Here is a 23,503-nt window from a genome sequence, read left to right on the forward strand (position 1 = left end):
AAAAAGCGACCCGGTAAGGGTCGCTTTTTGCGTGCTGCTATTGTTCAATCTGCCGAACAAACTCTTCCACAGAAGAAGCGCGGGCGGCAAGTTTGCCCCAGGTCTTGAGTTGCTGAATATCTTTTACAGAACGAACCCGTTCTTTCAAGGCGTCATCGACAGGACCAAGCTCATCTAAGGAATCGATCACAAATTCGGATAGTCCTTGTTCGACGCCTTGTTCAATACCTTCTTTGATGCCTTCTTTGATGCCTTCTTGACGTCCTCTTTCCATACCTTCTTGCCAGGCTTCTTTCTTTTTGACTGCCAACGCTTCATGGTTGATCAGGGAAGTTAACATGGTCTCTACCTCCTCGTAGAAGCTTTCGAAATAGGTATAGAATTTCTGATAGAGATGATGGGCGAGGTTGGCGGTGACGGTGACCATTTTGTCGAGGTCATCGAGTTCCATCTTGCCTTCATCTCGTATCCGGATCAGTGATTCATGGGTGGATTCGATGATGCGCAGCACTTTGAGGAGCTCTTGGTGCACGAGCTCGGTTCGTTGCACAGAAGTGATGCTCTTATCTTTTATTATATCAAGAATTTCCTTTCGCGAAGCAAAAACATGAAAGGGGATCAAGGCGTACAGCTGCGTTTGAAACTGGCGCGGCTTGATGTTCCAGAACTTTTTCACCGGCACTTTATAGTGGAGGCGATCCGGCTCCTCGTAGGGGGGCAGCTCGATGACACAGGAGAGTTCGTCCTGAATCGAATCGTCGCGCTCCAGATACAGCACCAACTGGTGTGGAAATCGTATGACCAGCTGCTGCAGATCTTTCTCCATCCCTTGCTTGGCGATCTGGTACCCGTACTCGAACATGCGGATGATCATCGAGTGATCGTCATACGTTTGAAACTCGACATGGTACTTCTTCTGCTCTTTTTCCCGCAAAACGACGAGCAGCGAGTCGGCATAAGCGGTTGTGAGATCCGATCCAACAAACTCCGTACTCCCCCGGATGACCTTGGTGTCGGAAATGGAGAACGTTTCGCCAAACAGGCCGTTCAACAGATCGAGCGTCGGCCGGTCTGACAAACTGAAGAGCAGTTTCATACATTCGTCTGCTTGCACGTGGACTCGTGTCATGGCGATCCCTCTGCTTTATGAAGTTTTGTATAACGAGGAAAGGAACTCCCCGGCCGTAGCTGAATGAGTTCCTGTCCTCTGATGAGATAAACTAGGCTGCAAGAGCAACAGTTTGATTATACGATAGGAGAATGCTTTTGTAAACGGATGAGTAATTATTAACTTTGCCCTTCTAAAAAACCAGTTGCTGGGAAGAATGAGAAGTGACTGTATTTGGACCGTGAGGGGAAAGGATGTTGCGGACGATGAACTTGAAAACGGGACCTCTTTTGTGGCTGGATTCGCTGCCTGAACCGCCGCAGTATCCGCGTTTGGAAGAAGACATTTCCTGTGCAGTGCTGGTCATCGGCGGCGGGGAAGCGGGGGCGCTGACGTCGTATCATTTGCATCAGGCCGGTGTGGATGTGGTGCTGGTCGACCGCAGGACGATCGGGTTTGGCAGCACAAGCGCCAATACCGGGCTGTTGCAGTTTGGCAATGACAAGCCGCTGACCTCCTGCATCAACACGTTTGGGGAGGCCAACGGGGTTCGCTATTATAAGCTTTGCGAAAAAGCGGTTGGGGATCTGGAAACGCTCTCCGGGCAGCTGGAGATCTTCCCGGACTATGTGCGCCGCGACAGCTTGTACTACGCGACAAACGCCGAAGATGTCCCCGCCTTGCAAAAAGAGTATGAGGCGCTGAAACAATACGGCTATGACGTGACCTACCTGCAAAAGGCGGACATCGAGCAGAAATTCTCCTTTTCCAAAGCCGCCGCCATCTACGCCCGCGGCGACGCGGAGATCAATCCCTACAAACTGGCCAACGGCCTGACGCTCACCGCCCACAAAAAAGGGATGCGCGTCTACCAGGAGACGGAGATCACCACGCATATCACACAGGACGACCATCTCGTCTTTTTCACCAAAGACCGCCGTCAGATCAAAGCGCAGAAAGCGGTGATCGCCACCGGCTATGAAACGCAGGAGATCAAACGCAACTCAAACGCCTTGATCAACAGCTCCTACGCCATCGCGACCCAGCCGCTCGACGATTTCCCCGGCTGGCACAACCGCTGCCTGATCTGGGAGACGGCCCGTCCATACCTCTACATCCGCACCACCGCCGACAACCGCATCCTCGCCGGCGGTCTGGACGAGGCGACCAACATCGAAGCGGAGCGGGACGCCAAACTGCTGCACAAAAAAGACCTGCTCCTCCAAGAGGTGCAGCAACTCTTCCCGCAGCTCCCCGACCTGCGCGTCGACTATTTCTGGTCGGCCGCCTTCGGAGAAACGCACGACGGCTACCCGCTGATCGGCACCCAGCCGGAGTTCCCCCACTGCTATTTCCCACTCGGCTATGGCGGAAACGGCACCGTGTACAGCACGATCGCCGCGCAAGTGCTGACCGGGCTGATCACCGAAGGGCGTCACCCCGATGCCGACATGTTCCGTTTTGACCGATAACCGATCACCCCATCAACAAGCTGGCTTCTTAAACGGAGCTGGCTTTTTTTGCGTTCTGAAATCCCCAGAGGTTCAGTGGGATCAACAGGCAGAGCGAATAGACCGCGTAGTTGTAAAAAACCACCATGCCAGCACCGCCGCTCAAGACCGCTTTGGTCAGGCCGAGGTCGAGGCTGACCAACTCGCCGTTGCTGGCGGTCGCCAGGTAGTGCATCGTGTCGATCTGCTCCAGATAAAACCACAGCAGCCCAAACGTCGCCACGATCAAAAACAGATTGGCCCCCATCATAAATTTACGCACGGAAAAATCTCCCTTTCGTTTCGGTATTTACTCTTAGATTAACACAATTTCCCAAATTGTAAATCTACAGAGCTGTCGGAATGTGTCGGCAGCCGGGCTCATACAGTGGAGTATGAATTGGTTCTGTATATCGAACAAGCTTTGAAAAAAGGAGTCGTGCGATCCATGGAGATGGGCCTTGCGGAGATGGGGAGGGTCATACGGCAGCGGGTGCTGCTGATCGTGCTGGTGACGCTGCTTGCGGTCGGGTTGACCGGGGCGGGCAGCTTTCTGGTGCTGGAACCGGAGTATGAAGCGACGACGACCCTGCTGGTGCAAAGCAAACAGGCAGGGAATGTCATCGCCTACAACGATTTGCTCACCGATCAGAAGCTGGTCACCACCTACGGGGAAATTTTTCAGAGCCGCATGATCGCCGAAGCGGTGATCGACCGTCTCAGCCTGAACAGCACCGAACAGGAACTGCTGGAAAAAATCCGCGTGACCACGTCGGGCGAATCGCTGCTGACATCGGTGACCGTCACCGATCACGATCCCAAGCAGGCGGTGGCGATCGCCAATGCGATGGCGGCGGTGTTTATGGAAAATCTCAGCCGGATTATGCAAGTTGACAACATTTCCATTCTCGATACGGCCAAATTGACCTCCGATGTGCAACAGCCGGTGCGGCCCAAACCGTTTCTGAACATGGCAGCCGCACTGGTGCTTGGCGCGATGGCCGGGGCGGGGCTGGCGTTTTTGTTGGAATTTCTGAACAATACCGTCAAAACGGAAGGCGAGATCGAGCAACTGCTCCAGCTTCCCGCACTTGGTGCGATCACCGCCTATGACAACAAAGGGCGGGCCGGGCATCGCCTGGCGGTGCGGCAAGACCCGCGCTCGGCGGAGGCGGAAGCGTTTCGAACGCTGCGCACCAACATTCAATACGATGAGGCGGGCCAGCACGTCAAAGTGCTGATGGTCACGTCGACCGCCGCAGGAGAAGGCAAAACGACGGTGATCGCCAACCTCGCCGTCACCATGGCCCAAGCCGGCAAAAAGGTTCTGCTGATCGACGGCGACCTGCGCAAGCCAACGCTGCATCACGTCTTCCATCTGGGCGGGCAGAAAGGGCTGACCGAAGTGCTTTGCGAAGAGACGCCGCTGGAAGACGTGATTGTGCCAAGCGCAGCCGGCCCGGATGTGATCACCGCCGGCGCGATCCCGTCCAATCCGTCCGAACTGCTCGGGTCGCCGAAACTGCGGGCGGCATTGGCCGACGTGCGCACACGCTATGATCTTGTGCTGATCGACTCGCCGCCCCTCTTGCCGGTCACAGACGGACAGGTGCTCTCCACGCTCTGCGACGGCGTGCTGCTCGTCGTGCGCAGCGGGGCGGTCACACGCGACCATCTGCAGCAGGCCAAGGCGCTGCTGGACCGCGTCGGCGCGCAGGTGATCGGAGCGGTGCTCAATGGAAAGAAGCGGAAGGGGAAAGAGCAGACCTACTCCTACTACGCCTCTCCCGCAGGTGACCGCGATGATTGATCTGCATTGCCACATCCTGCCGGGGCTGGACGACGGGGCGCGCGATGATGAAATGGCGCTTGGGATGGCATGGGCGGCCGTTCATGAAGGGATCACCGACATCGTGGCGACCCCGCATACGGAAGACGGAGTGTACCGCAATTCGGCAAAAAAGGTGCGGGCAGCTGTCGAACGGCTGCAGCAGCTGTTCCTGGAAAAGCAGGTGCCGTTGCGCCTCCATCCCGGCTCCGAAGTGCATGTGCACCCGGAGCTGCTCGACCACTTGCAAAGCGGGCAGGTGATGACGATCGGCGACGCCGGACGGTACCTGTTGCTGGAACTGCCGATGACCAATCCGCCGCGGGTGATGGAGCGGATCTTTGCCGACTTGGCTGGTCTTGGCATCACGCCGGTACTGGCGCATCCCGAGCGCAACGAGGTGCTGCAGGAGCATCCGGAGCGGCTGGCGGCGTGGATCGCCGAATACGGTGTACTCGCCCAGTTGACGGCGGGCAGCGTGACGGGACAGATGGGGAAGAAATTGCAGAGCACCGCCCTGTCCTTCTACCAAAACCGTCTCGCCCACATCGTCGCCAGCGACGCGCATGATCTGAAACGCAGACGCCCCGAGCTGCGCGCCGCCTATCTCAAACTGGCCTCCCTCGATCTGGAAGAGGCCGCGCGGTATCGGGAGCAGGCGGAGTTGATTTTGTTTGGGGTATCCGATGTATGGCGGCAGCTCCAATGCTGATGCGTCACAGCCTGGCTTACCTCGTCGCGCGCGGCGTGCCGGGGCTGCTCAATTTTCTCGCCGTCGCCTGGCTGACCCGGTTGCTCACCCAAAGCGAATACGGCCACTACGCCAGTGTGATTGCAGGAGCCGCCTTGCTCAATGCGCTGCTGTTTCAGTGGCTCGGGCTTGGCGTGATCCGCTTTTGGCCCGGCGTGCAGGCGGAGCGGCGCGAAGGATTTCTGGCGACGCTCTGTGCCGGGTATCTCGGACTGGTGCTGGTGACGGGCCTTGCAGGCGGCGTCTTGATGTGGCGGCTCGCCGATCCTTTTTGGCAAGGGATGGTCGGTTGTGGTGTCCTGCTCGTCTGGGGGCAGGCGTGGTTTGAACTGCACTTGGAGCTCTTGCGGTCGGAGCTGCGTCCGAGGCGCTATGGTCTGGTCATGCTGGCGAAGGCGCTGCTGTCGGTTGGCATCGGCGTTGGGCTTGCCTATCTGGGCTACGGCATCTGGGGCGTGCTGGCCGGTGTACTGGCCGGCATGGTGGCACCCGTTGCGTGGCAGAGCGTCAAGGTCTTCCAAAGTGTGCGCTGGCGGCTCATCGACAAACAACTTTTCAAACAGCTTTTGCGATACGGACTGCCGCTGACTGCTGCGTTCTCGATGGAGCTGATCGTGAGCAGTTCCAACCGCCTGCTGCTCGGTGCGGGGCAAGCCGGGATGTATGCGGTTGGCTACGACTTGGCAAAGCAGACGGTCGGGCTGCTGATGTACACGATTGGTCTGGCCGCGTCACCGCTCTTGGTGCGGTCATTTGAACAGTCCGGCGTCGAAGCGGCCGGGCGGGAGATGGAAAAAGTGCTCCTGCTCCTGCTTGGCATCGGTCTCCCGGCCACCGTCGGGCTCAGCCTGCTCGCGCCCAATCTGGCCGAGACGCTGCTCGGCGCTCCTTTTCACGGCGCTGCTCTGCTGATGCCGTGGGCGGCGGTGGCTGCGCTTTTGTTCAGCGTGAAGGAATATTGCCTCAACCGCGCGTTTCAACTGCAGCAAAAAACCTTGCGCCTGATCGTGCCCACCGTGCTGGCCGCGCTGCTCAATCTGCCGCTCGCTGCATGGCTGGCAGGCATTTACGGCGCACTGGGAGCGGTCTATGCCACCTGCATCGTGTATGGTGCGGCGCTCGTGGTGACATGGGTGCTGGCGAAACGAATTCTTCCGCTGCGGGTGCCGGTGAAAGAGACGGCAAAAGTCGCCTTGTCCACGCTGGTGATGGCAGGAGCGCTCTTCCCGCTGCACACTTTGCGCGGCGCGGCGGCGCTGCTCTTGCAAGTGCTGACCGGCGGGGCGGTGTACGCCGGAATGCTGTGGGCGACGGGGCTATTGAAAGTTCATTTTTGGCGGAGGAGGCAGGGAATATGAAAGTGTCTGTGCTGATCGGGACGCGCGACCGGTTCGCGACGCTGATGCGCTGTCTGGAGACGGCGCTGGAGCAGGATTACCCCGACATGGAGATCTTGCTGCTCGATGATCATTCCAAGGAAAACCTGGCTGAAAAAATCTACCAATACGTCAGCGACGACCGCCTGCGCCTGTTCCGTTCCCCTCGTCCGCTCGGCGTGGCGGCCGGGCGCAATTTTTTGATGCGGCTGGCCCGGGGCGAAGTGTTTGTGGTCATCGACGATGACGCCTATTTCGACGACTCCGGCGCCTTGACGCGGATCGTGCGCCATTTGGAGACGCATCCGTTTACCGGCATCCTGGCGCTGAAAGTGATCGATCACCAAAACGGCGAGCAGGACCTGCTCGTGCCGTTCAGCCGCCGCTGGCGCAAGAAGCAGCCCGCATTGCCAGAGGAGACGCAGACCTGCTCCTACTACCTCGGCGGCTTTCACGCCATCCGCAAAAAAGTGATCGACATCTGCGGGCCGTATTACGAAGGGCTGGTCTTTGGCGAAGAGGAGCTCGACCTGTCGTATCGGGCGGTCGGGGCCGGGTTTGAGATTCAGTACCTGCCCGATGTGGCCGCCCACCACCATCCGGAGCCGTCGGTGGTCGGCAGGCGGCGCGGGGCGGAGCTGCATCATCATGTGCGCAATCGCTTTTTCCTCGCTTACAAATACTTGCCCGCTTTTTGCGTGCCAGTCTACCTGCTGGTCTGGCTGATGATCTACGCCTTGCAGGCCGGGAAAAAGCTGGCTTGGGGCGCGTACCTCACCGGGCTGTGGGCCGGGCTGCGGGAATTGCGCAAAACGAAACGCACGCCGCTGAACCGGGCTGCCCTGACCTACTTGAAACTCCATTACGGGAGAGTCTGGTATTGACGCCGGGGCGGATCGCGCTGCTCTCCTTCCTATTGATCTGGCTGGCTCTGCACCTCTCCGGGGTGCATGCCTTGTTCTGGGAAGGGAGTTTTTCGATCGCGCCGTGGGATGTGCTGACCTTGCCGGTGTTTGCCCTGTGGCTGTTCTACGCGGCGCGGGGGCGGGTGAAGGTGTCGCGTGATCTGATAATCGGGCTGTTCCTGATGCTGCTCTTTTGCACATGGATCGGCATCGAAGCGTTTCGTTCGCCGCAGCCGATGCGCGGGCTGAGCATGTATGGGATCATGCTCCGCAACGTCGTGCTGTTCCTCGTCGTCGGCACGCTGCTCGGCGAGGTGAAGTCGCTCCGCAAGTTAAACCGCACGCTGTTTCTCGCCGGAGCAGGCATCGCGGTCGCCGCGCTGGTCCTCTTTTTCCAAGCGGCAGGCAACATGCAGAGAATCGCCTTCCATCCGTCGCTCTGGCGGCCAGGGATCGGCTATGTGCTGGATCAGGGCGGGGTGATGCGGCTGGTCGGCTTCGCGGAAGACCCCAATTTTTATTCGATCTACATGGCTTTACCGCTCTTGATCGGCTTTTCGCTGCTGTCGCGCAAAAGGTGGCTGGGCATCGGCGTGATCGGCCTGTCGCTCGTGCTGGCCAACTCGCGGACGTTTTATCTCGTCTTCGCGATGAGCAGCCTGCTCCTGCTGGCGGCAGCAATCCTGTTTCGCCAAGGGAAGGCCGTATCCGGCTACCTCAAGTCGATCGGCGGAAGCGTGCTGGCCATCGGGATCGCCGCCTGGATCTGGTCGCTCTGGCAAGGGGATCTGCTGCAAATGATCCTCAAGCGCTTCGACCTGCTGGAAAAATCGGGCCGGTTCGAGCTGTGGGACCGCTTGCTGGCGAACGGCACCGGCGACTTTTGGCTGGGCAAAGGGCTGCGCGGCTCGGAGCAGTTGCTCGGCGGGATGTATTCACACAACTCCTACCTCGATCTGCTGGTCGAGACCGGTTTCGTCGGGCTTGTGCTCTGGGGGCTGTTCGCGCTGTTCGTCTCCTTGAAAGCTTTGCAAAAACTGGCTTTGGCAGACCGCGTGCCATGGGTGCAGATGTGGTTCTTGCTCCTGCCGATGATGTTTGCGTTTTCGTTTCTATACAATCCATTTTTCTGGCTGTTGGCGGCGGTGCTGACCGCCGATGCGGGAGGTGAAAGAGATGAACGTGCCGTTCGTAACGGTGATCATGCCGGTGCGCAATGAAGAGCCGTATTTGGCAGGCTGTCTGGACTCCCTGTTCGCGACCGACTATCCGATCGAACGGCTGGAAATGCTGGTGATCGACGGAAACAGCACGGACCGCACGCGGGAGATCGCAGCCGACTATCAGCAGCGCTATCCTTGCCTGCGCCTGCTCGACAACCCGCAGCAACTGCAAGTCGCGGCGCTGAACATCGGGATACAGCAAGCCCGGGGTGAGATCATCATGCGGATGGACGCACATACCGAATATCCTTCCGACTACATTCGCCTCTGCGTCACGCTCCTGCTCGCTTCGCGGGCGGACAATGTCGGCGGCGTGCTGGAAGCGGCGGGGCGCACGTATTTTGGCAAAGCGGCGGCGTTGGCGGTGACCTCTCCGTTTGGGGCGGGGGATGCCAAATACCGCACGGCGACCCGGGAGGCGTGGGTGGACACGATTTTTCCCGGCGTGTGGCGCAAAGAGAAACTGCTGGCGCTTGGCGGGTTCAGCGAGGCGTGGGAAGTCAATGAAGACTATGAGCTGAACTGCCGCCTGCGGGCGGAGGGCGGGAAACTGCTGCTCTCGCCTGTGATCTCCTGCCGCTATTATGTGCGCGAGGAGATCGGGGCACTGGCCCGGCAGTATTTTCGCTACGGGCATTGGAAAGTCAAAACGCTTGTCGTCCATCCCGATTCGCTGCGCTGGCGGCAATTGGCCGCGCCGCTGCTGGTGCTGGGGCTGGCCGTTTCGGCGCTGATCGCCTGGTGGTGGCCGGTGTTGGGGATGTTGCTGCCCGCCCTGTATCTGCTCGCCAACCTGGTCGCCTCCGCGCCAAAAGGGTGGCGGTATCTGCCGGTGCTGCCTCTGGTATTTTTGACAATTCATCTGGGCTGGGGGATCGGGTTTCTCAGCGGGATCTGCAAATGGGGAATGCCCCGCTTGACGATTCGGAGCCTGCGCAACGCGGTCAAAGAGGTAAGGAGTTGAGGGGAGCATGGGCAAAACCATTCGGCTGGCAGGCCTCGTCCTGTTTTTCTTCGACCTGCTGATCGTGAACGGCGGGCTGCTGGCGGCGTTTTGGCGGCATGATGCTTTTTCGTGGGATGCGTATTGGGGGATGCTGCCCGGATTGTCGGCAACCGCTTTGGTGATTTTTGTGATGTTTGATCTCTATGCGGTCCAGAAGCGCAGGGGACTGGATCTGCTCCTCTATTCGGCGGTGCTGGCCGTGGGGCTGCTGACGTTGTGCACGGCACTGTTCAGTTCACTGCCGGGGGCGGTGGCGGCGGTGGCGGGGCTGTTGCAGGGGACGTTGCTGTTCTTGTGGCGCCTGGGCATCTGGCAGATCGAGCGGCGCGTTTATGGCGGGCGCAAAGTGCTGGTCGTGGCGGATGATCCGGTCGCCGGGCTCTTGATCGAAGAACGGCTGCACCTGCACATGCGGGGCTGGTTTACGGTGGCAGAGGTGCTGACCGCCGAGGAGCAGGAAAAGCTGGCCCGGCTGCTGCCGACGGTTGACGCGGTGGTGCTGGGCGGGGCGAGCGGTGTGCAAAAGCAGCTCGTCTCGCTGTGCGCCCGCCATGGCAAAGAAGCGCTGGTCGTGCCGGAGCTGTTCGATCTGCTGCTGTTTGGAGCGGAGCCGCAGCAGATCGGCGACCTGCTGGTGCTGTCGATCACGCCGCCCAAACTCAAGCTGAGCCAGGAGATCGTCAAGCGCGGGCTGGACATTTTGGTGTCGGGCTTGCTGTTGATACTGCTCAGCCCGGTTTTGCTGGCTTTGTGTCTGGTGATTCCGCTGACCTCGGCCGGCCCGGCGGTGTTTCGCCAAGAGCGGCTCGGCAAAGGCGGCAGACCGTTTGCCTTGTACAAATTCCGCTCGATGGTCTGCGATGCGGAAAAAGCGACAGGACCTGTGCTGGCCGTTCTGGATGACCCGCGCGTCACGCGGCTTGGACGGCTCTTGCGGGCGACGCGGCTTGATGAAGCGCCACAGCTGATCAACGTGATCCGCGGCGAGATGAGCCTTGTCGGGCCGCGGCCGGAGCGGGCGTATTTCAGCGACCAGTTCAAAGAGACGGTGCCTGGCTACCTGCAGCGGCTCTGCGTGCGCCCCGGCTTGACGGGACTTGCGCAGGTGCGGGCCGGCTATGCATCTGCGGCGGTCGACAAGCTCCGCTTCGACCTGATGTACGTGCAGAACTACTCGCTGGTGCTCGACCTGAAGATCCTCTTCCAAACCCTCCGCGTCGTTCTGCTCCGCCAGCAAGCGGCCGGCTTGAACGGGCAGGCGCCGGCGACGGAGGCACGGGAGCCTGGGATGAAGGAGATGGTGTAACTTTTGAAACGGTGGGGAAAAGTCTGCCTGAGCGTTCTGGCGGGGCTGCTGCTGGTCGCAGGCGGGGGTGCGGCGTATCTGTACCGCGAGCTGGAGCCAGAGCGGCATTTTGAAGGGGTGCGGCATCCTGTGATCGCGCCGCTGCCTGAGTCGGAGGAGGAAGCGCGGCCGGAACCGGCGTCAGAACAGCAGGCGGAGGCGTTTAACGTCCTGATCCTCGGCATCGACGCGCGCGGAAACGAAGATGCGCGCACCGATGTGATCATGGCGGCGCATGTCGATCCGATCGCGAAAAAAGTCAACCTGATCTCCGTCCCCCGCGACACGCGGATTGAGATTCCCGGCATCGGCTACACGAAGATCAACCATGCCCATTTCCTCGGCAGCCTGCAGGCGGGCGATGACGCGGGGACGGAAGCGGCTTTGCATGCGGTCAGTCGTTTTTTGCAGGCGGAGATGAATTATTACATCAAAACCGATTTTCAAGGCTTTATCGGGCTGGTCGACCGCATCGGCGGTGTGGATGTCGACTTGCCGCATCCTGTTGCTGATTTTGCGGAAGGGGCGCATCATCTGGACGGGGCGGAGGCGCTGAAAGTGGTGCGGGAGCGGTATTCGCTGCCGGATGGCGAGACCGGACGGCAGGCGGATCAGGCGCTGGTGCTGCGGGCGATGCTGGAGAAAATGCTGGCGCCGGACGCGCTGCGCCAACTGCCGGATTTGATCGCGCAGGTCAAGGCGGAGGTGATCGAGACCAATTTTTCCGATGCTGACCTGCTGTCCCTGGCCTTGCTGTTTCAAGGGATGGAGCGCTCACAGCTGGAGTACGTGCAGATTCCGGGGGAGAGCGGAGTAGCGTACGACCCGCTGGTGCAGGCGGAGCTGTCGTATTGGCTGCCCGATGAAGCGGCGGTGCAAAGGATCTCTGCCGCGTATTTGCAGAACAAGTAGTTGAATGAGGAAAAGCCATCCTGGGCAGGATGGCTTTTTGTGTGCGATGTGGCTTAGAACTCGGTTTCTTCGCCGTAGCCGAGCACGACGACCTCCGTTTTGTCGAAGTCGGCGAGCAGTTCGCGGAACTCCTGGTCTTTGTGGTGGTACATGTTGGCGACGACCGGGAACATCTGCAAGGTGCCTGCGAGCACTTCCGGGCGCGGCGAGGTCTCAGCGGTCGGGAAGGTATGGCTTGGGATGACGTATTTCACGTCGAGCAGGTGTTTCACGCAGTACGCCGCTTCTCTCGGGCCCATCGTGAACTGCCCGGAGGCGGCGAGGATGGCGATGTCCGGCCGATAGAAGTCCGAGATCAGCTTCATGTCGGAAAACATCGCCGTGTCGCCGGAATGGTACACCGTGCGGTCGCCATCGAAATCAAACACGTAACCGGCCGCCTCTCCCGCATAGATCGGCAAGCCTTCCGTCTCGCCGTAGGACGAGGTGTGGCACGCCTGCACCATCGTTGCGGTCACCCCATCGAGCTGAATCTGGCCGCCGAGGTTGAGCGGGAACACGTTGCTGACGCCTTTTTGGATCAGGATCATCGCCAGTTCGTATTGCGCGATGACCAAAACGTCCGAGTTGGCCGCTTTCAGTTCGGCGAGGCCGCCGGTGTGGTCGACATGGCCGTGCGTCAGGAACACGGCGTCGATCGTCTGCAGAAACGCAGGCTCCGTGTATTCGAGCGGGCAGCCCGGGTTGACAGACAAAAACGGGTCGACCAGATAGTTTTTGTTTTTCTGGGTTGTAAAAAGATACATGGCATGGCCTAATCGTTTAATTTTCATCGGGCACCTCCGATAACTATGTAACAGTTTATGTTTATTCAAGACAGTTCTAAAGTAAGACCTAAATCACAGGAGGTTTGCTACATAAAGTGGTATAATAGTTGAATAAAGCGGAACGCCTGGGAGGTACTGATTTTGAAGATTTTATCGTTTTCTGACTTGCATGTAGACTATAACAGCACGGAGCTGAAGCGCGAGTTAACGCAGGAAATCGCCTTGTGCATCAAAGAGCACGCCCCCGACCGGGTGATCGTGGCGGGCGATATGGCCGGCGGTGCGGAGCGCTGCATTCGATACATTGAGGAAATTCAGGAGAAGTCGGGAGTTCCCTTGTCCTATGTGCCGGGCAATCATTCGATCTGGGCGACGCGCGACAACGGAGATTCGTGGAAGCAGTACAACATGCTGCGCGACCATGAGTCGTCCTTGATCGACAAGCCGCTGCAGTTGAATGACGAATGGGTGCTGGTCGGCGATATGGGCTGGTATGATTACACACACGGTCTGGCGCAAAAGACGCGGGCGGAGATCGTGAAAGATAAAAACATGATGTGGAAAGACAGCGTGATGGCGCGGTGGGGCATGGAGGATGAAGAGCTCACCGAGCTGATGCTGAACAAGCTGCGCGCGCAGTTCGAGCAGTTTCAGGACAAGAAGATCGTGTTCGCCAACCATTTCATCCCGTACGCGGAGTACGTGCCGGTCTCGCAGCGCCCGGATCATCCGATGGGCAAAGTCTGGAACGCGATCCGCCCGTTCATGGGCTCGACGAAGCTGGGCGACCTGCTCGACGAGCACGCGCATGTGGAGTACGTCATCTTTGGCCACAAACACTGGCGCCACAGTATGGAAGAGCGCAACGGCAAAAAGATCATCTGCAACCCGCTCGGCTATGTGAAAGAGTGGATCACCGATGACTTTGCCACCGAGATTCGGACGGCAGCGACGGTGATTGAGCTGTAAATAAAAAGCATCTGGGCGGCTTGGGCCGCTCAGATGCTTTTTCACTTTAGTCGGGCAGCGGCTTGGCATTGTACGAAGTGCCCGTGTGTTCCGTCAGGTCACATACGGCCTGCCACAGCTCCGGGAAAAATTCATGCCGGGTGCCTTTTTGCAGTGTTTGGGCGGGCACGCCTTTTAAAGAGTTGACGTTCAGCCCGATCATGCGCCGCACCATCTGCAGATGGCTGTAGCGGAAAGACTGGAAGTCCTCGTCAAACTCGATCAGGGCCTGCATGAGCTGGAACAGGCTGTAGTGGGCTTTTGGGTTTTGATGCAGGGCCAGCGGCGTCAGGCTCTGTTTGGTCAGCAGCTGTTGAAACGGTTCCCACAGGGTCGGACCCTGCTGCAAGATTTGATTAAAACCGGGCGAGTCCTGCCCGCTGCCCCGGCCTAAGTGCAGGCGAATGGTATGGTATTCGATCGGCTCGATACACTCGGTGATCTTAAAGACGGCCGGCACATGCTGCAAATGAATATGTACCCGGCGCAGCTGCGTCGCCGCGTCATCGATGCGCTCTGCCGCCATAGAGTCCTTGGCGAGCTGCAGATGCTGCAAGATCAGCTTGAAATGCAGTTCCGCGATCTGATGCACCATCTGAAACGTCAGCTCATCCGGGCAGCAGAGCTGGTCATTCGTTTTTTGCAGCGCGAGCAGTTCTTCGGTGCGGATGTACTTTTCGTAGTCGGTAAGGGGTTTGGTCATAAAAAAGTCCTCCCATCGCATTGAGAGCCTGGAAATCATCACAGAGCTATTCTATGCATGCCAAAAAAGCCACAGTCGCTCAGGAGACTGTGACTTTTTTAACAAAGAGAGCATAAGTCATGCCGCTGATCAGATACATCACTACATCGATCGGGTCGCTGACACTGCGAGTCAAAAACAACGGGGTGAGATATTCCCAACCCAAGCCGGAGAGCAGCGCCAGTCCAAGACAAGCCGGGATCGAAGTGATGCTTATGACTCGATACGGATAAAAGGAGAGCAATAAATTGATATAGGGAAGAAAAATCCACATGGCGAGAGCATCATTGAAATGCCCGTGCAAAAATGCGTTGTTCGTCAGTTCTTTCCATACGTGTTCATTGAGCAGATAAAGTGCATAGGTGCCAGCAAGTAGGGACAAGTTTAACAGAACGCGAGGAGTACGAATCCAAGAAAGATACCGCCGCCAATAATTAAGATCCAAGAGCAGCCGCTCCTTTGTTGTGCCATTGCAAAGCCAACCCCTTTTTTTGAAAAGTATGAATTAAACCCTTCTTCATTTTACCATAAATTTCCCACAACAAAAGCCATCGGCAGAAAATACCGATGGCTACAAATGCGATTGAAGTCGTATTTACAGTGTCTCCAGGTACGCTTCCAACTGGCCAAAAGTGCCGGCAAAACCTTGCTGCATGTTGGCATGCATAGCTGCGTAGAATTGCTGCTCTTCTTCGGTGGCGTTGTGCGGCGTGCTGCGCAAGGTGAACTTGGTGTTGCCTTCGTGCTCCTCGAAGGTCATGATGTTCATGACTTCCAGCGGGAAAATCGGGGAGAAAGGGGCGCGCACAGTGTTGCCCGCTTCATCGGCGAAGGAGTTGATGTAGACGATCCGCTCCGGCGCTGTGATTTCCTGATATACGAATTTGCCCCACATTTTGTTGCCGTCCGGGGTCTCCATGCTGTAGTGGAAGATGCCTTCCGGGCGGAGTTCCAGTTGGGCAACTTCGAGCTTCATGCCGGTCGGGCCCCACCAGTTCTGCAGGTGTGCGGACTCGGTCCAGACTTTAAACACCAGTTCACGCGGGGCATTCAAAATGCGGGTAATTTCCAATTCGGACATCGAGATCTCTCCTCTGAGCATCTATTGTTTTTTCTCTTTGCCTTGCAGTTCTTGCAGGTAATCGTCCAATCGATCCAGTCGGTCGTCCCAGACGCTCTTGAACGTATCCAGCCAGGCATTCAGTTCTTGAAACGGCTGGGGACACAATTTGTAGTATCGCCGGTTGGCAACCGGGCGGGCCTCGACGAGACCAGCTTCACTAAGTACACGCAGATGTTTGGAGACTTGAGGCTGTTGGAGTCCGAGCCGCTCGGCGATCTCGCCTACGGTCAGGGGACCGGTACGCAATAATTCGATGATCTGAAAACGGTTCGGGTCGGCAAGTGCGCTTAGAGTCGAGTGCTGTTTCATGAGTTCAATATACCTGATATGGAATATTCTAGTCAAGGAATATTCCATATCCAATTTTCCGATAACTCCTTATCGGAATTCTATAACCGGAAAGGGCTGGCAGGGGATAGAATAAGAGCAGGAGGTGTTGCAACGATGAACAACCAAGAAAACACAAACGAGGCAAAAGCGCTGGTGCAAAGCCAGTTCGGGAAAAACGCCCAGCACTATGTGCAAAGCGAACTGCATGCCAAAGGCGATGACCTCGCCCTGCTGGTGGAGTGGCTGCAGCCGAAGCGATCGGCCCGGGCGCTGGACATCGCCACAGGCGGCGGGCATGTCAGCAAAGCGTTATCGCCGCATGTCGGTGGCGTGGTCGCCTGCGACTTGACGCGGGAGATGCTCCAAGCCGCATCCGGGCATCTGCACGCGGAGGGCTGTGACAACGTGCTGTTCGTGCGCGGCGATGCGGAAGACCTGCCGTTTTTGAACGGGGCGTTTGACATCGTCACCTGCCGGATCGCGCCGCACCATTTTCCGAATCCGGGCGCTTTTGTGCAAGAAGCGGCGCGCGTGCTGCAAACGGGCGGACAGTTCCTGATGATCGACAACGTGGTGCCGACCGGAGCAATGGGCGCCTGGCGCGATAAGATCGAAAAGCTGCGCGACCCGAGCCACTTGCGCTGCCTGAGCGTGGACGAATGGCAGGCGCTGTTCCAAAAAGCCGGCCTGACCGAAGCGCAAAGCCTCCTGCGCCGCAAAACGTTCCGCTTCCAGTCGTGGATGGAGCGTATGTCCTGCACGGAGGAACAAGTGCGCGAAACGGAAAGGCTGATCCTCTCCGGCGAGCAGGCGTGGCAAGCGTATTTTAACGTCGTGATCGAGGACGGCCATGTGATTTCTTTTGAGATCGAAGAATGGATGGTGCTCGCCAAGAAGTGACAGGAAACCGACACAACTTCGGGCTTGTGAAACCGTTTTCATAGAGCGAATTAACATATACTGGAGGTAGAGAGAGCAGAAGCTTAAGGAGGATGGGAACATGGCGAAAGATAAAAATCAATTTGTGCCAGGGGAAGTGCGCGAGAGTTCGGAGGAAACCCGCTATTCGGAAGTGCAAGTGTCCTCGTGGCTGGACGAAGCATTCAAGGACTTTGAAAAGGGCGGCGGGCTGCAAGACAATCCGCACAAAGGCAAACCGCAGGCTGTTGACGACGCGCACCACAACGAGAACTATGCGCTGAACTCGATTTTGAAAAACGCCAATGTCCTGCCTCCTTGGCTGGAATTGCAGCACAAGATCCGCGATGAGATCAAAAAGGTGCTCGATGCTCTCGACAGCGGCAAGGGGGTCGATCTGGAAACGGCTGTGCTCCCGATCAACGAGCAGATAAAAAAGTACAACCTGTCTTGTCCCTTCGCGATGCAGAAAACGAGAATTTTCCCGGAGAAAATCCGCAAACAATATGAAAAATGGGTCTAGCAGAAAGACTGAGCGCCTTGGCAGATGCCAAGGCGTTTTGTTTTCACGATTTGAAAAAAAAAGGTTCCTGCTTCTAACGAGTCAGGAACCTTTTTCTATTCACGTGTTTACCACAATTATCGAATATGTAAATATTTCTGTATACAACTCACTTAATCATGAAAATCCGTGCTAGATATAGCAACGCAGATGGTATAAAATAAGGAGCGATAGAAGATTTATGTCGGTTTTTGTCACTTAAAGGGAGGCACCATGAAACAACCGAGGGGATACCAAAACGGATGGGAGCATCTGGCCGGATTGCTGGAGTGGCTGGATGTGAAAATCGGCCTGCTTTTGGAGCGGCAACAGGCGGCAAATCCGCCTGCCGATGACATGATGGACCCGTTTAAAGGGCTCGTCGTCTCCGAGCAGGAAGTGTACCGCCTGCTGGAAGAACCTGTCTTTTCCTTTCCGCTGGCAGACGATGCCCACGCATCGCTCTTGGAGGAACTGGAAGCGGGGATCATGCAGCGAGTCGGGCTCAGCGCGGCGGAAGGCCATTTTTTGCCGCTGCCGTATGTGGCGGACGTGTTTCAACTCTCCGCTTTGGAGCAGCAGATTCTGCTGGTTGCCCTCGCGGTTGAGGTGCACCGCAAATATGAAAAGCTGTACGCCTACCTGCAAGATGATGTAACCTTGAAAAGCCCGACCGTCGACCTGGTGGTGAAACTGCTTGGTCAGACAGCGGGAGACATGATGGGTATCATGGAGCAACTGCGGCCGAACGGAACCTTGTTTTCTTACTTTTTCAAACGGGACGAAGAGGCGAATGACACGCTGTTGTCCAGAAAATTGCGACTGGAGCCGCGCATGATCCGCTTTTTGCTGCAAACGGGCGAAGGGGATGAAGTGCTGGCCCGCTGTGCACAGACGTTTGATCCAAACGAGCCGCTTCCGGCGCTGCGTTGGGAAGAGAACGTCCAGGAGCAATTGCGGCGGTTTGTCGATACGAATGCTGCGGAGACGGCGCTCTTGTTTCTGATCAGCGGCAATCCGGGCTCCGGGAAAAAGCTCCACGCGCGCCACACGGCGCAGCATCTGGGGAAAAAGCTGGTGCTGGTCAATCTGCGGGAAGCGCTGCAGGACGAACAGCCGCTCCCGGACGTGCTCTCCCGCGCGGTGCGGGAAGCTCACTTGCAGCGTGCGGCGCTGGGACTTACTGGCGTGCATCTCTTGCTCGAAGGGGATGAGGCGCTGCAGCGGAAACAGATTTTCATCCTGCAAGAAGCATTGGAAGTGTTTCGAGGAGTTACGTTCCTGGTGTCAGAAAAGCCGTGGAAAGCGCCGGAATTGCGCCAAGGGCGCGTCTTCATCGACCTCGCGCTGCAAGTGCCGCCCGACCTCGTCCGCAAAAAGGTCTGGGAGGAAGCAAGCCTTAGCTTCACGGTCGCCGATGAGCTCGACTGGCGGGCGATGGCCGGCAAGTTTCGCTTCACCATCGGCCAGATCGAACAGTCGCTGCTGGCTGCCAAAGCCAACGCACACTGGCAACAGGACGCCGACACGCCGATCGATCTCGATGCGCTGCACCGGGCCTGCTATGCGCAGGTTCAGCACAACCTCGAGAAAAAGGCGGTGCGGATCTCGCCGCGCTACACGTTTGAGCAGTTGATCCTGCCCGACGAGCAGAAAGACAACCTGAGAAACGCCTGCAATCAAATGAAATTCCGCTCGGTCGTCTATGGCGAGTGGGGATTTGACCGCAAGCTGTCCTATGGCAAAGGCTTGTCGATGCTGTTTGCGGGACCGCCCGGCACGGGGAAAACGATGTCGGCCGAAGTGATCGCCAAAGAACTGCATCTGGAAATCTATAAAATTGACTTGTCGCAAGTCATTTCTAAATACATCGGGGAAACCGAAAAAAACCTGCAGGAGATCTTCGCTGAAGCGCAGCTCTCCAGCGCGATTCTGTTTTTCGATGAAGCGGATGCCCTGTTCGGCAAACGCTCAGAAGTCAAAGATTCACACGACAAATACGCCAACGTTGAGACCGCCTACCTGCTGCAAAAGATGGAAGAGTATGAAGGCATTACCATCCTCGCCTCCAACTTCCAGCAGAATATGGACGAAGCATTTATGCGGCGGATCAACTATGTGATCAAGTTCCCGTTCCCGGACGCGGAGTACCGCGAGATGATCTGGCGCGGCATGTTTCCTCAGGAAACGCCGCTCGATGACGATCTCGACTTCCGCTACCTCGCTGACAAATTCCAGTTTGCCGGGGGGAACATTAAAAATATCGTAATGTCGGCCGCGTTTTTGGCGGTTGAAACGGGCAGTCCCGTCGGAATGAAACATATCATTCGGGCGATCAAACACGAGCTTGGCAAAACGGGCAAACTGCTGCTCAAACACGAGCTCGATGAGTTTCAAGAATACTTAGGCGTGTAGGAGGCGGAGTACTGTGGCAGATTTTACCGCGCTGGCCGATGTCGGCAGAACGCTTGTCCAACTGTTGCGAACGCATATGACGCCCGATCCGATCCCGCAGCCGGAGATGATCGGTCTGGCCTCGCCGGCAGACAAAGGGGACTTTGTGCTTTCCTTGTTCCTCTACCAGATCGAGCAAAACGGCGTGGCCCAGCAGTCGTATATGATCGATAACGGCCCGTCGGTCAAAGATCCGCCGATGGCGGTCGACCTGCATTATCTGGTCACGGCGCATTCGAACGCCGACCTGCAGACGCGCTCGATCGACGAACAGCGGGTCATGGGGCGCGCGATTCAGGTCTTGCATGACAATTCGATCGTCAAAGGGTCGGTGCTGCAAGGTGCGCTCGCCGATGCCAATGAGGAATTTAAGATCATCATGCGCGAGCCGATCAATCTGCACACGGCGATCACGTTATTCCCCAATCAGCCGTACAAGCTCTCCTTCAACATTATGGCCGGACCGATTTATATTGATTCCGGCAAAAACAAGCCGATTGGGCGCATCGTCGACCGCGGCGATACGTTTGGCGAGAAATGATGAAGGGCGAAGGCAAACGCCTGCTGGTCGTGCAGGCGGTCGACAGCTTTACGGCGGGACCGCCTTTGGGGAAATACACCGTGACGGCGGACGGCGTGCTGCGGCCGCCGCTGCAGAAGACCAATGGGATGAACGTGTTTCAGCATCTGGCGGACGGCACCTATAGCTCGCAGGTGCAGGCTGAGCACTATTTTTCCGAACAGGTCACTGTGGCGGTGGAAGAGCTCGACCCGCTGTATCCGGTGGTGATCGTGCCGTTAGCGCCGAAGCCGTCTTATCCGTTCGCCGGAGAGACGACGCTGATCCGCGCGTCATTTTCGGATGAAGATGGCCTGCCGCTGCCGGGCATGCGCGTGCGCGGCACCGCGATTTCAGAATCTTGCACGAAGGCGAAACTTTCCGCAGAGGCGGTGGCAGGCACGAGAGAGCTCGCCCTGTCCCGGTTGAGCGGCCGCATCCGCGTTGGCGAGCGTTATGCGCTGGGCGCGGAGACGGTGACGATCGCCGAAGCGAAGGAAGGCAGCCGCACGTTTTTGCTGACAGCGCCGCTGTTGGCAAGCCATGCGCGCGGCGTCTCGCTGCTGCCTTGTGTGGAGACGGTGACCGATGTGCGCGGCGAAGTCGTGCTGGCGTTTGGCAACTGCAAAAGCGCCGCGTTTGATGTGCGGATCACGGTGTTCCACGGAGAACGTGAATTATGTCGGGAGGTGAGGGTCCAAGAAGGAACATTGCTGAATTTACGCGCAGTCAACCTTGACGATTTCGCAAGTTGACGATAGATCAAATCCAAATGAGAGGAAGGGCTTCGATGCCAGAGTACAAAACGCCTGGAGTATATGTGGAAGAGTTTGACAGCGGCTCAGTGCCGATGGAAGGCGTCAGCACCAGCACCGCCGGCTTTATCGGCTGCGCACAGCGCGGACCGACGGTAGGGGTGCCGCAACTGGTCACCAGCTTTAACGATTTCCGCCGCATTTACGGGAGCTACCTGTCGGAGAACCAGTACGGTGATTACCGTTACCTGGCCTACGCAGTAGAACACTTTTTCCTGAACGGCGGAGGGCGCTGCTTCGTAACGCGCGTGGTTCCGGCCGATGCAGTGGCTGCGACCAACCTGACCGAAGAGAACAAGGAAACCCTGGCGCTGCATGTGGCAGCAAGCAACCAAGGGGCATGGGGTAACCAGATCCGCGTTGTCATCGGCAGCAACAACAAGGCGAAGACCAAGATCACCGCACTGGTGGAAGACGGTCAGCCGAAGTACCAGCTGAAGAGCGCAGACGGTTTCTTTGCAGGCGACGTTGTCGTCTACACCGATGCGGAAGGCAACAAGCAATACAACAAAGTCGTCTTTGCCAAAGACGATGTGATCACCCTCGCCAAGCCGCTGGAAGGCGACGTGGTTGACACCGACCTGATCCCGAAGAAGACCATCCAAACCTGCGAGTTTTCTCTTGAAGTGTTCTACGCTGACCAAGCGGAGAAGTTTGAAAACCTCTCCTTCAACGTGGAAAGCCCGTACTATGTGGTCAACGTGCTTGGCAAGTCGAACCTGATCGCAGTGAACGATCTGTTCCGCGCCCGTCCGGAAGCGGAAGAAGTGCAAACTCCGTTCCAGGTCATCACCGGCCGCATCGACGACGGCACGACGTTTGACATCGTGCTGACTCAAGGCACCGACGGCAACGCGCGCGCGATGGTCGCTTCCGACTTCAACGGCGTGGACAACGGCCCGGGCAAGCGTACCGGTCTGGCGGCTTTCGTCGACAACGACGAAGTGGCGATCCTTGCGATCCCGGGCGTGACCGACCCGAACGTGCAGCTGAACCTCGTGGCGCACTGTGAAAACCTGAAGAGCCGCTTTGCTGTGCTCGATCTGCCGAAAGAAACGACCAAGATCGAAGACGTGCAAACGCACCGCAACTACTTCGACTCTTCCTACGCGGCGCTGTACGGCCCGTGGCTGCAAGTGTTTGACCCGCTGGAAAAGCGCAGCAACTTCATCCCGCCGTCCGGCTCGATCGTGGGCATCTACTCCCGCTCCGACACGACCCGCGGCGTGCACAAAGCTCCGGCGAACGAAGTCGTGCGCAACTGCACCGGCTTGTACTGCCAGTACAACAACGCGGAGCAGGCGTCGCTCAACCCGATCGGCGTCAACCTGATCCGTTCCTTCACCGGCCAAGGCATCCGCGTATGGGGCGCTCGCACCCTGTCCTCGAACGGCCTTTGGAAATATATCAACGTGCGCCGTCTGTTCATCTTTGTTGAACAATCGACGCTGCGCGGCACGAACTGGGTTGTCTTCGAACCGAACGACGAGCCGCTCTGGGCACGCGTACAACGCACGATGGACGTGTTCCTGACCGGCGTATGGCGCTCCGGCGCACTGGTCGGCGCATCCCCGGGCGAAGGTTTCTACATCAACATCGGCCGCACGACGATGACGCAAGACGACATCGACAACGGTCGCCTGATCTGTGAAATCGGCATCGCGCCGGTCAAACCGGCTGAATTTGTCATCTTCCGCTTCACGCAGAAGACGAGCGACAACTAATCCTACATTTTGGTAAGAAGGAGGTAGAGGTATGTCTGACCGTAAAGACCCGTACCGCAAGTTTCGATTTAAAGTGGAATATGACGGCATCGTATCGGCCGGTTTCAGCGAAGTGTCCGGCTATGACGCGTCTGTAGACGTTGTCGAGTACCGTGAAGGCACCGAAGTCACCACCCCGCGCAAACTGCCGGGCCTGACCAAGTACGGCAACATCACGCTCAAGCGCGGGATGACCGACAACATGGAGCTGTTCAACTGGATCTTCCAGTACATCGAAAAAGGCGAGATCGTTCGCAAATCGATCACGATCACCGTGATGGACGAAAAAGGCGCCGATGCGGCTGCTTTCCAGATCATCAACGCCTGGCCGATGAAGTACACCGGCCCGGACCTCAACGCGACCGCGTCCGAAGTGACGATCGAATCGCTTGAGATCGCGCACGAAGGCATGAAGCGCACCAAGTAATTTTTGACAGGCATTTGTTTTGGGGAACAAGAGGGCCATTTTTGTCCTCTTG

The 23,503-nt window shown here is 57.6% G+C and carries 24 protein-coding genes; 17 read left to right on the plus strand and 7 right to left on the minus strand.

Going from position 1 to position 23,503, the window contains the following annotated elements; genetic code table 11:
- Positions 1 to 37: 37 nt before the first annotated feature.
- Positions 38 to 1,096, minus strand: coding sequence for an RpnC/YadD family protein (locus CBW65_RS17720; protein WP_087457957.1), 1,059 nt, complete (start codon positions 1,094 to 1,096; stop codon positions 38 to 40).
- A 278-nt stretch (positions 1,097 to 1,374) separates the two neighbouring features.
- On the opposite strand from CBW65_RS17720, the gene CBW65_RS17725 reads away from it, so the two are divergent.
- On the plus strand, positions 1,375 to 2,580 hold the full coding sequence (locus CBW65_RS17725) for an NAD(P)/FAD-dependent oxidoreductase (protein ID WP_087459284.1): 1,206 nt from the start codon (positions 1,375 to 1,377) through the stop codon (positions 2,578 to 2,580).
- 28 nt (positions 2,581 to 2,608) lie between these two features.
- Here CBW65_RS17725 and CBW65_RS17730 read toward each other — a convergent pair whose 3' ends face one another.
- On the minus strand, positions 2,609 to 2,881 hold the full coding sequence (locus CBW65_RS17730; protein ID WP_087457958.1) for a hypothetical protein: 273 nt from the start codon (positions 2,879 to 2,881) through the stop codon (positions 2,609 to 2,611).
- Between the two features lie 165 nt (positions 2,882 to 3,046).
- Between CBW65_RS17730 and CBW65_RS17735 the strand changes: the two genes are divergently transcribed.
- From CBW65_RS17735 to CBW65_RS17770, 8 genes are read left to right on the plus strand one after another with little or no spacing between them, the layout of a single operon-like run.
- Positions 3,047 to 4,408, plus strand: coding sequence for a tyrosine-protein kinase domain-containing protein (locus tag CBW65_RS17735; RefSeq protein WP_087457959.1), 1,362 nt, complete (start codon positions 3,047 to 3,049; stop codon positions 4,406 to 4,408).
- Positions 4,401 to 5,138, plus strand: coding sequence for a tyrosine-protein phosphatase (locus CBW65_RS17740; RefSeq protein ID WP_087457960.1), 738 nt, complete (start codon positions 4,401 to 4,403; stop codon positions 5,136 to 5,138). Before CBW65_RS17735 ends, CBW65_RS17740 begins: the two co-directional genes overlap by 8 nt.
- Positions 5,117 to 6,535, plus strand: a complete 1,419-nt coding sequence (locus CBW65_RS17745) for an oligosaccharide flippase family protein (RefSeq protein WP_087457961.1) — start codon at positions 5,117 to 5,119, stop codon at positions 6,533 to 6,535. The genes CBW65_RS17740 and CBW65_RS17745 overlap by 22 nt, the downstream gene beginning before the upstream one ends.
- Positions 6,532 to 7,437 (plus strand): glycosyltransferase family 2 protein, encoded by a 906-nt coding sequence (locus CBW65_RS17750; RefSeq protein ID WP_087457962.1) that lies wholly within the window; start codon positions 6,532 to 6,534, stop codon positions 7,435 to 7,437. Before CBW65_RS17745 ends, CBW65_RS17750 begins: the two co-directional genes overlap by 4 nt.
- A complete protein-coding gene (locus CBW65_RS24335; protein WP_157722029.1) occupies positions 7,434 to 8,678 on the plus strand; it encodes an O-antigen ligase family protein in 1,245 nt (414 codons plus the stop codon). The genes CBW65_RS17750 and CBW65_RS24335 overlap by 4 nt, the downstream gene beginning before the upstream one ends.
- A complete protein-coding gene (locus CBW65_RS17760; protein WP_198299644.1) occupies positions 8,635 to 9,645 on the plus strand; it encodes a glycosyltransferase family 2 protein in 1,011 nt (336 codons plus the stop codon). Before CBW65_RS24335 ends, CBW65_RS17760 begins: the two co-directional genes overlap by 44 nt.
- Before the next feature lie 7 nt (positions 9,646 to 9,652).
- A complete protein-coding gene (locus tag CBW65_RS17765) occupies positions 9,653 to 10,993 on the plus strand; it encodes a sugar transferase (RefSeq protein WP_087457965.1) in 1,341 nt (446 codons plus the stop codon).
- Between the two features lie 3 nt (positions 10,994 to 10,996).
- The gene (locus CBW65_RS17770; RefSeq protein ID WP_087457966.1) at positions 10,997 to 11,944 is read left to right on the plus strand and encodes an LCP family protein; all 948 of its coding nucleotides are present in this window, start codon (positions 10,997 to 10,999) and stop codon (positions 11,942 to 11,944) included.
- A 53-nt stretch (positions 11,945 to 11,997) separates the two neighbouring features.
- On the opposite strand, the gene CBW65_RS17775 is transcribed toward CBW65_RS17770, so the two are convergent.
- Complete coding sequence (locus CBW65_RS17775) at positions 11,998 to 12,777, minus strand: metal-dependent hydrolase (RefSeq protein WP_087457967.1); 780 nt, start codon at positions 12,775 to 12,777, stop codon at positions 11,998 to 12,000.
- Positions 12,778 to 12,912: 135 nt separating this feature from the next.
- Here CBW65_RS17775 and CBW65_RS17780 point away from each other — a divergent pair, with 135 nt between their 5' ends.
- On the plus strand, positions 12,913 to 13,740 hold the full coding sequence (locus tag CBW65_RS17780) for a metallophosphoesterase (RefSeq protein WP_157722031.1): 828 nt from the start codon (positions 12,913 to 12,915) through the stop codon (positions 13,738 to 13,740).
- 46 nt (positions 13,741 to 13,786) lie between these two features.
- Here the strand turns inward: CBW65_RS17780 and CBW65_RS17785 are convergent, their stop codons facing one another.
- The 4 genes from CBW65_RS17785 to CBW65_RS17800 form a co-directional block, all read right to left on the minus strand.
- On the minus strand, positions 13,787 to 14,482 hold the full coding sequence (locus tag CBW65_RS17785) for a tryptophan 2,3-dioxygenase family protein (RefSeq protein WP_087457969.1): 696 nt from the start codon (positions 14,480 to 14,482) through the stop codon (positions 13,787 to 13,789).
- Positions 14,483 to 14,561: 79 nt separating this feature from the next.
- The gene (locus CBW65_RS17790; protein WP_087457970.1) at positions 14,562 to 14,966 is read right to left on the minus strand and encodes a hypothetical protein; all 405 of its coding nucleotides are present in this window, start codon (positions 14,964 to 14,966) and stop codon (positions 14,562 to 14,564) included.
- A 150-nt stretch (positions 14,967 to 15,116) separates the two neighbouring features.
- Positions 15,117 to 15,602, minus strand: coding sequence for an SRPBCC family protein (locus CBW65_RS17795; protein WP_087457971.1), 486 nt, complete (start codon positions 15,600 to 15,602; stop codon positions 15,117 to 15,119).
- Between the two features lie 21 nt (positions 15,603 to 15,623).
- Positions 15,624 to 15,953 carry an ArsR/SmtB family transcription factor gene (locus tag CBW65_RS17800; RefSeq protein ID WP_087459285.1) on the minus strand — a complete coding sequence of 110 codons (330 nt, stop codon included), beginning with the start codon at positions 15,951 to 15,953 and terminating at the stop codon, positions 15,624 to 15,626.
- A gap of 135 nt (positions 15,954 to 16,088) precedes the next feature.
- Between CBW65_RS17800 and CBW65_RS17805 the strand changes: the two genes are divergently transcribed.
- The 7 genes from CBW65_RS17805 (at position 16,089) to CBW65_RS17835 (ending at position 23,451) form a co-directional block, all read left to right on the plus strand.
- On the plus strand, positions 16,089 to 16,874 hold the full coding sequence (locus CBW65_RS17805; RefSeq protein WP_087457972.1) for a class I SAM-dependent methyltransferase: 786 nt from the start codon (positions 16,089 to 16,091) through the stop codon (positions 16,872 to 16,874).
- A gap of 100 nt (positions 16,875 to 16,974) precedes the next feature.
- The gene (locus CBW65_RS17810; protein WP_087457973.1) at positions 16,975 to 17,415 is read left to right on the plus strand and encodes a DnaJ family domain-containing protein; all 441 of its coding nucleotides are present in this window, start codon (positions 16,975 to 16,977) and stop codon (positions 17,413 to 17,415) included.
- A gap of 252 nt (positions 17,416 to 17,667) precedes the next feature.
- Positions 17,668 to 19,848, plus strand: coding sequence for an ATP-binding protein (locus tag CBW65_RS17815; protein ID WP_087457974.1), 2,181 nt, complete (start codon positions 17,668 to 17,670; stop codon positions 19,846 to 19,848).
- Positions 19,849 to 19,861: 13 nt separating this feature from the next.
- Positions 19,862 to 20,428, plus strand: coding sequence for a Pvc16 family protein (locus CBW65_RS17820; protein WP_087457975.1), 567 nt, complete (start codon positions 19,862 to 19,864; stop codon positions 20,426 to 20,428).
- Positions 20,425 to 21,201, plus strand: coding sequence for a hypothetical protein (locus CBW65_RS17825; protein WP_157722033.1), 777 nt, complete (start codon positions 20,425 to 20,427; stop codon positions 21,199 to 21,201). The genes CBW65_RS17820 and CBW65_RS17825 overlap by 4 nt, the downstream gene beginning before the upstream one ends.
- Before the next feature lie 35 nt (positions 21,202 to 21,236).
- Positions 21,237 to 22,985: a phage tail sheath family protein gene (locus CBW65_RS17830; RefSeq protein WP_087457977.1), complete on the plus strand. Its 1,749-nt coding sequence runs from the start codon at positions 21,237 to 21,239 to the stop codon at positions 22,983 to 22,985.
- A 31-nt stretch (positions 22,986 to 23,016) separates the two neighbouring features.
- Positions 23,017 to 23,451 (plus strand): phage tail protein, encoded by a 435-nt coding sequence (locus CBW65_RS17835; RefSeq protein ID WP_087457978.1) that lies wholly within the window; start codon positions 23,017 to 23,019, stop codon positions 23,449 to 23,451.
- The last annotated feature ends 52 nt before the right edge of the window (positions 23,452 to 23,503 follow it).

The organism is Tumebacillus avium (assembly GCF_002162355.1).
GTDB classification, from domain to species: domain Bacteria; phylum Bacillota; class Bacilli; order Tumebacillales; family Tumebacillaceae; genus Tumebacillus_A; species Tumebacillus_A avium.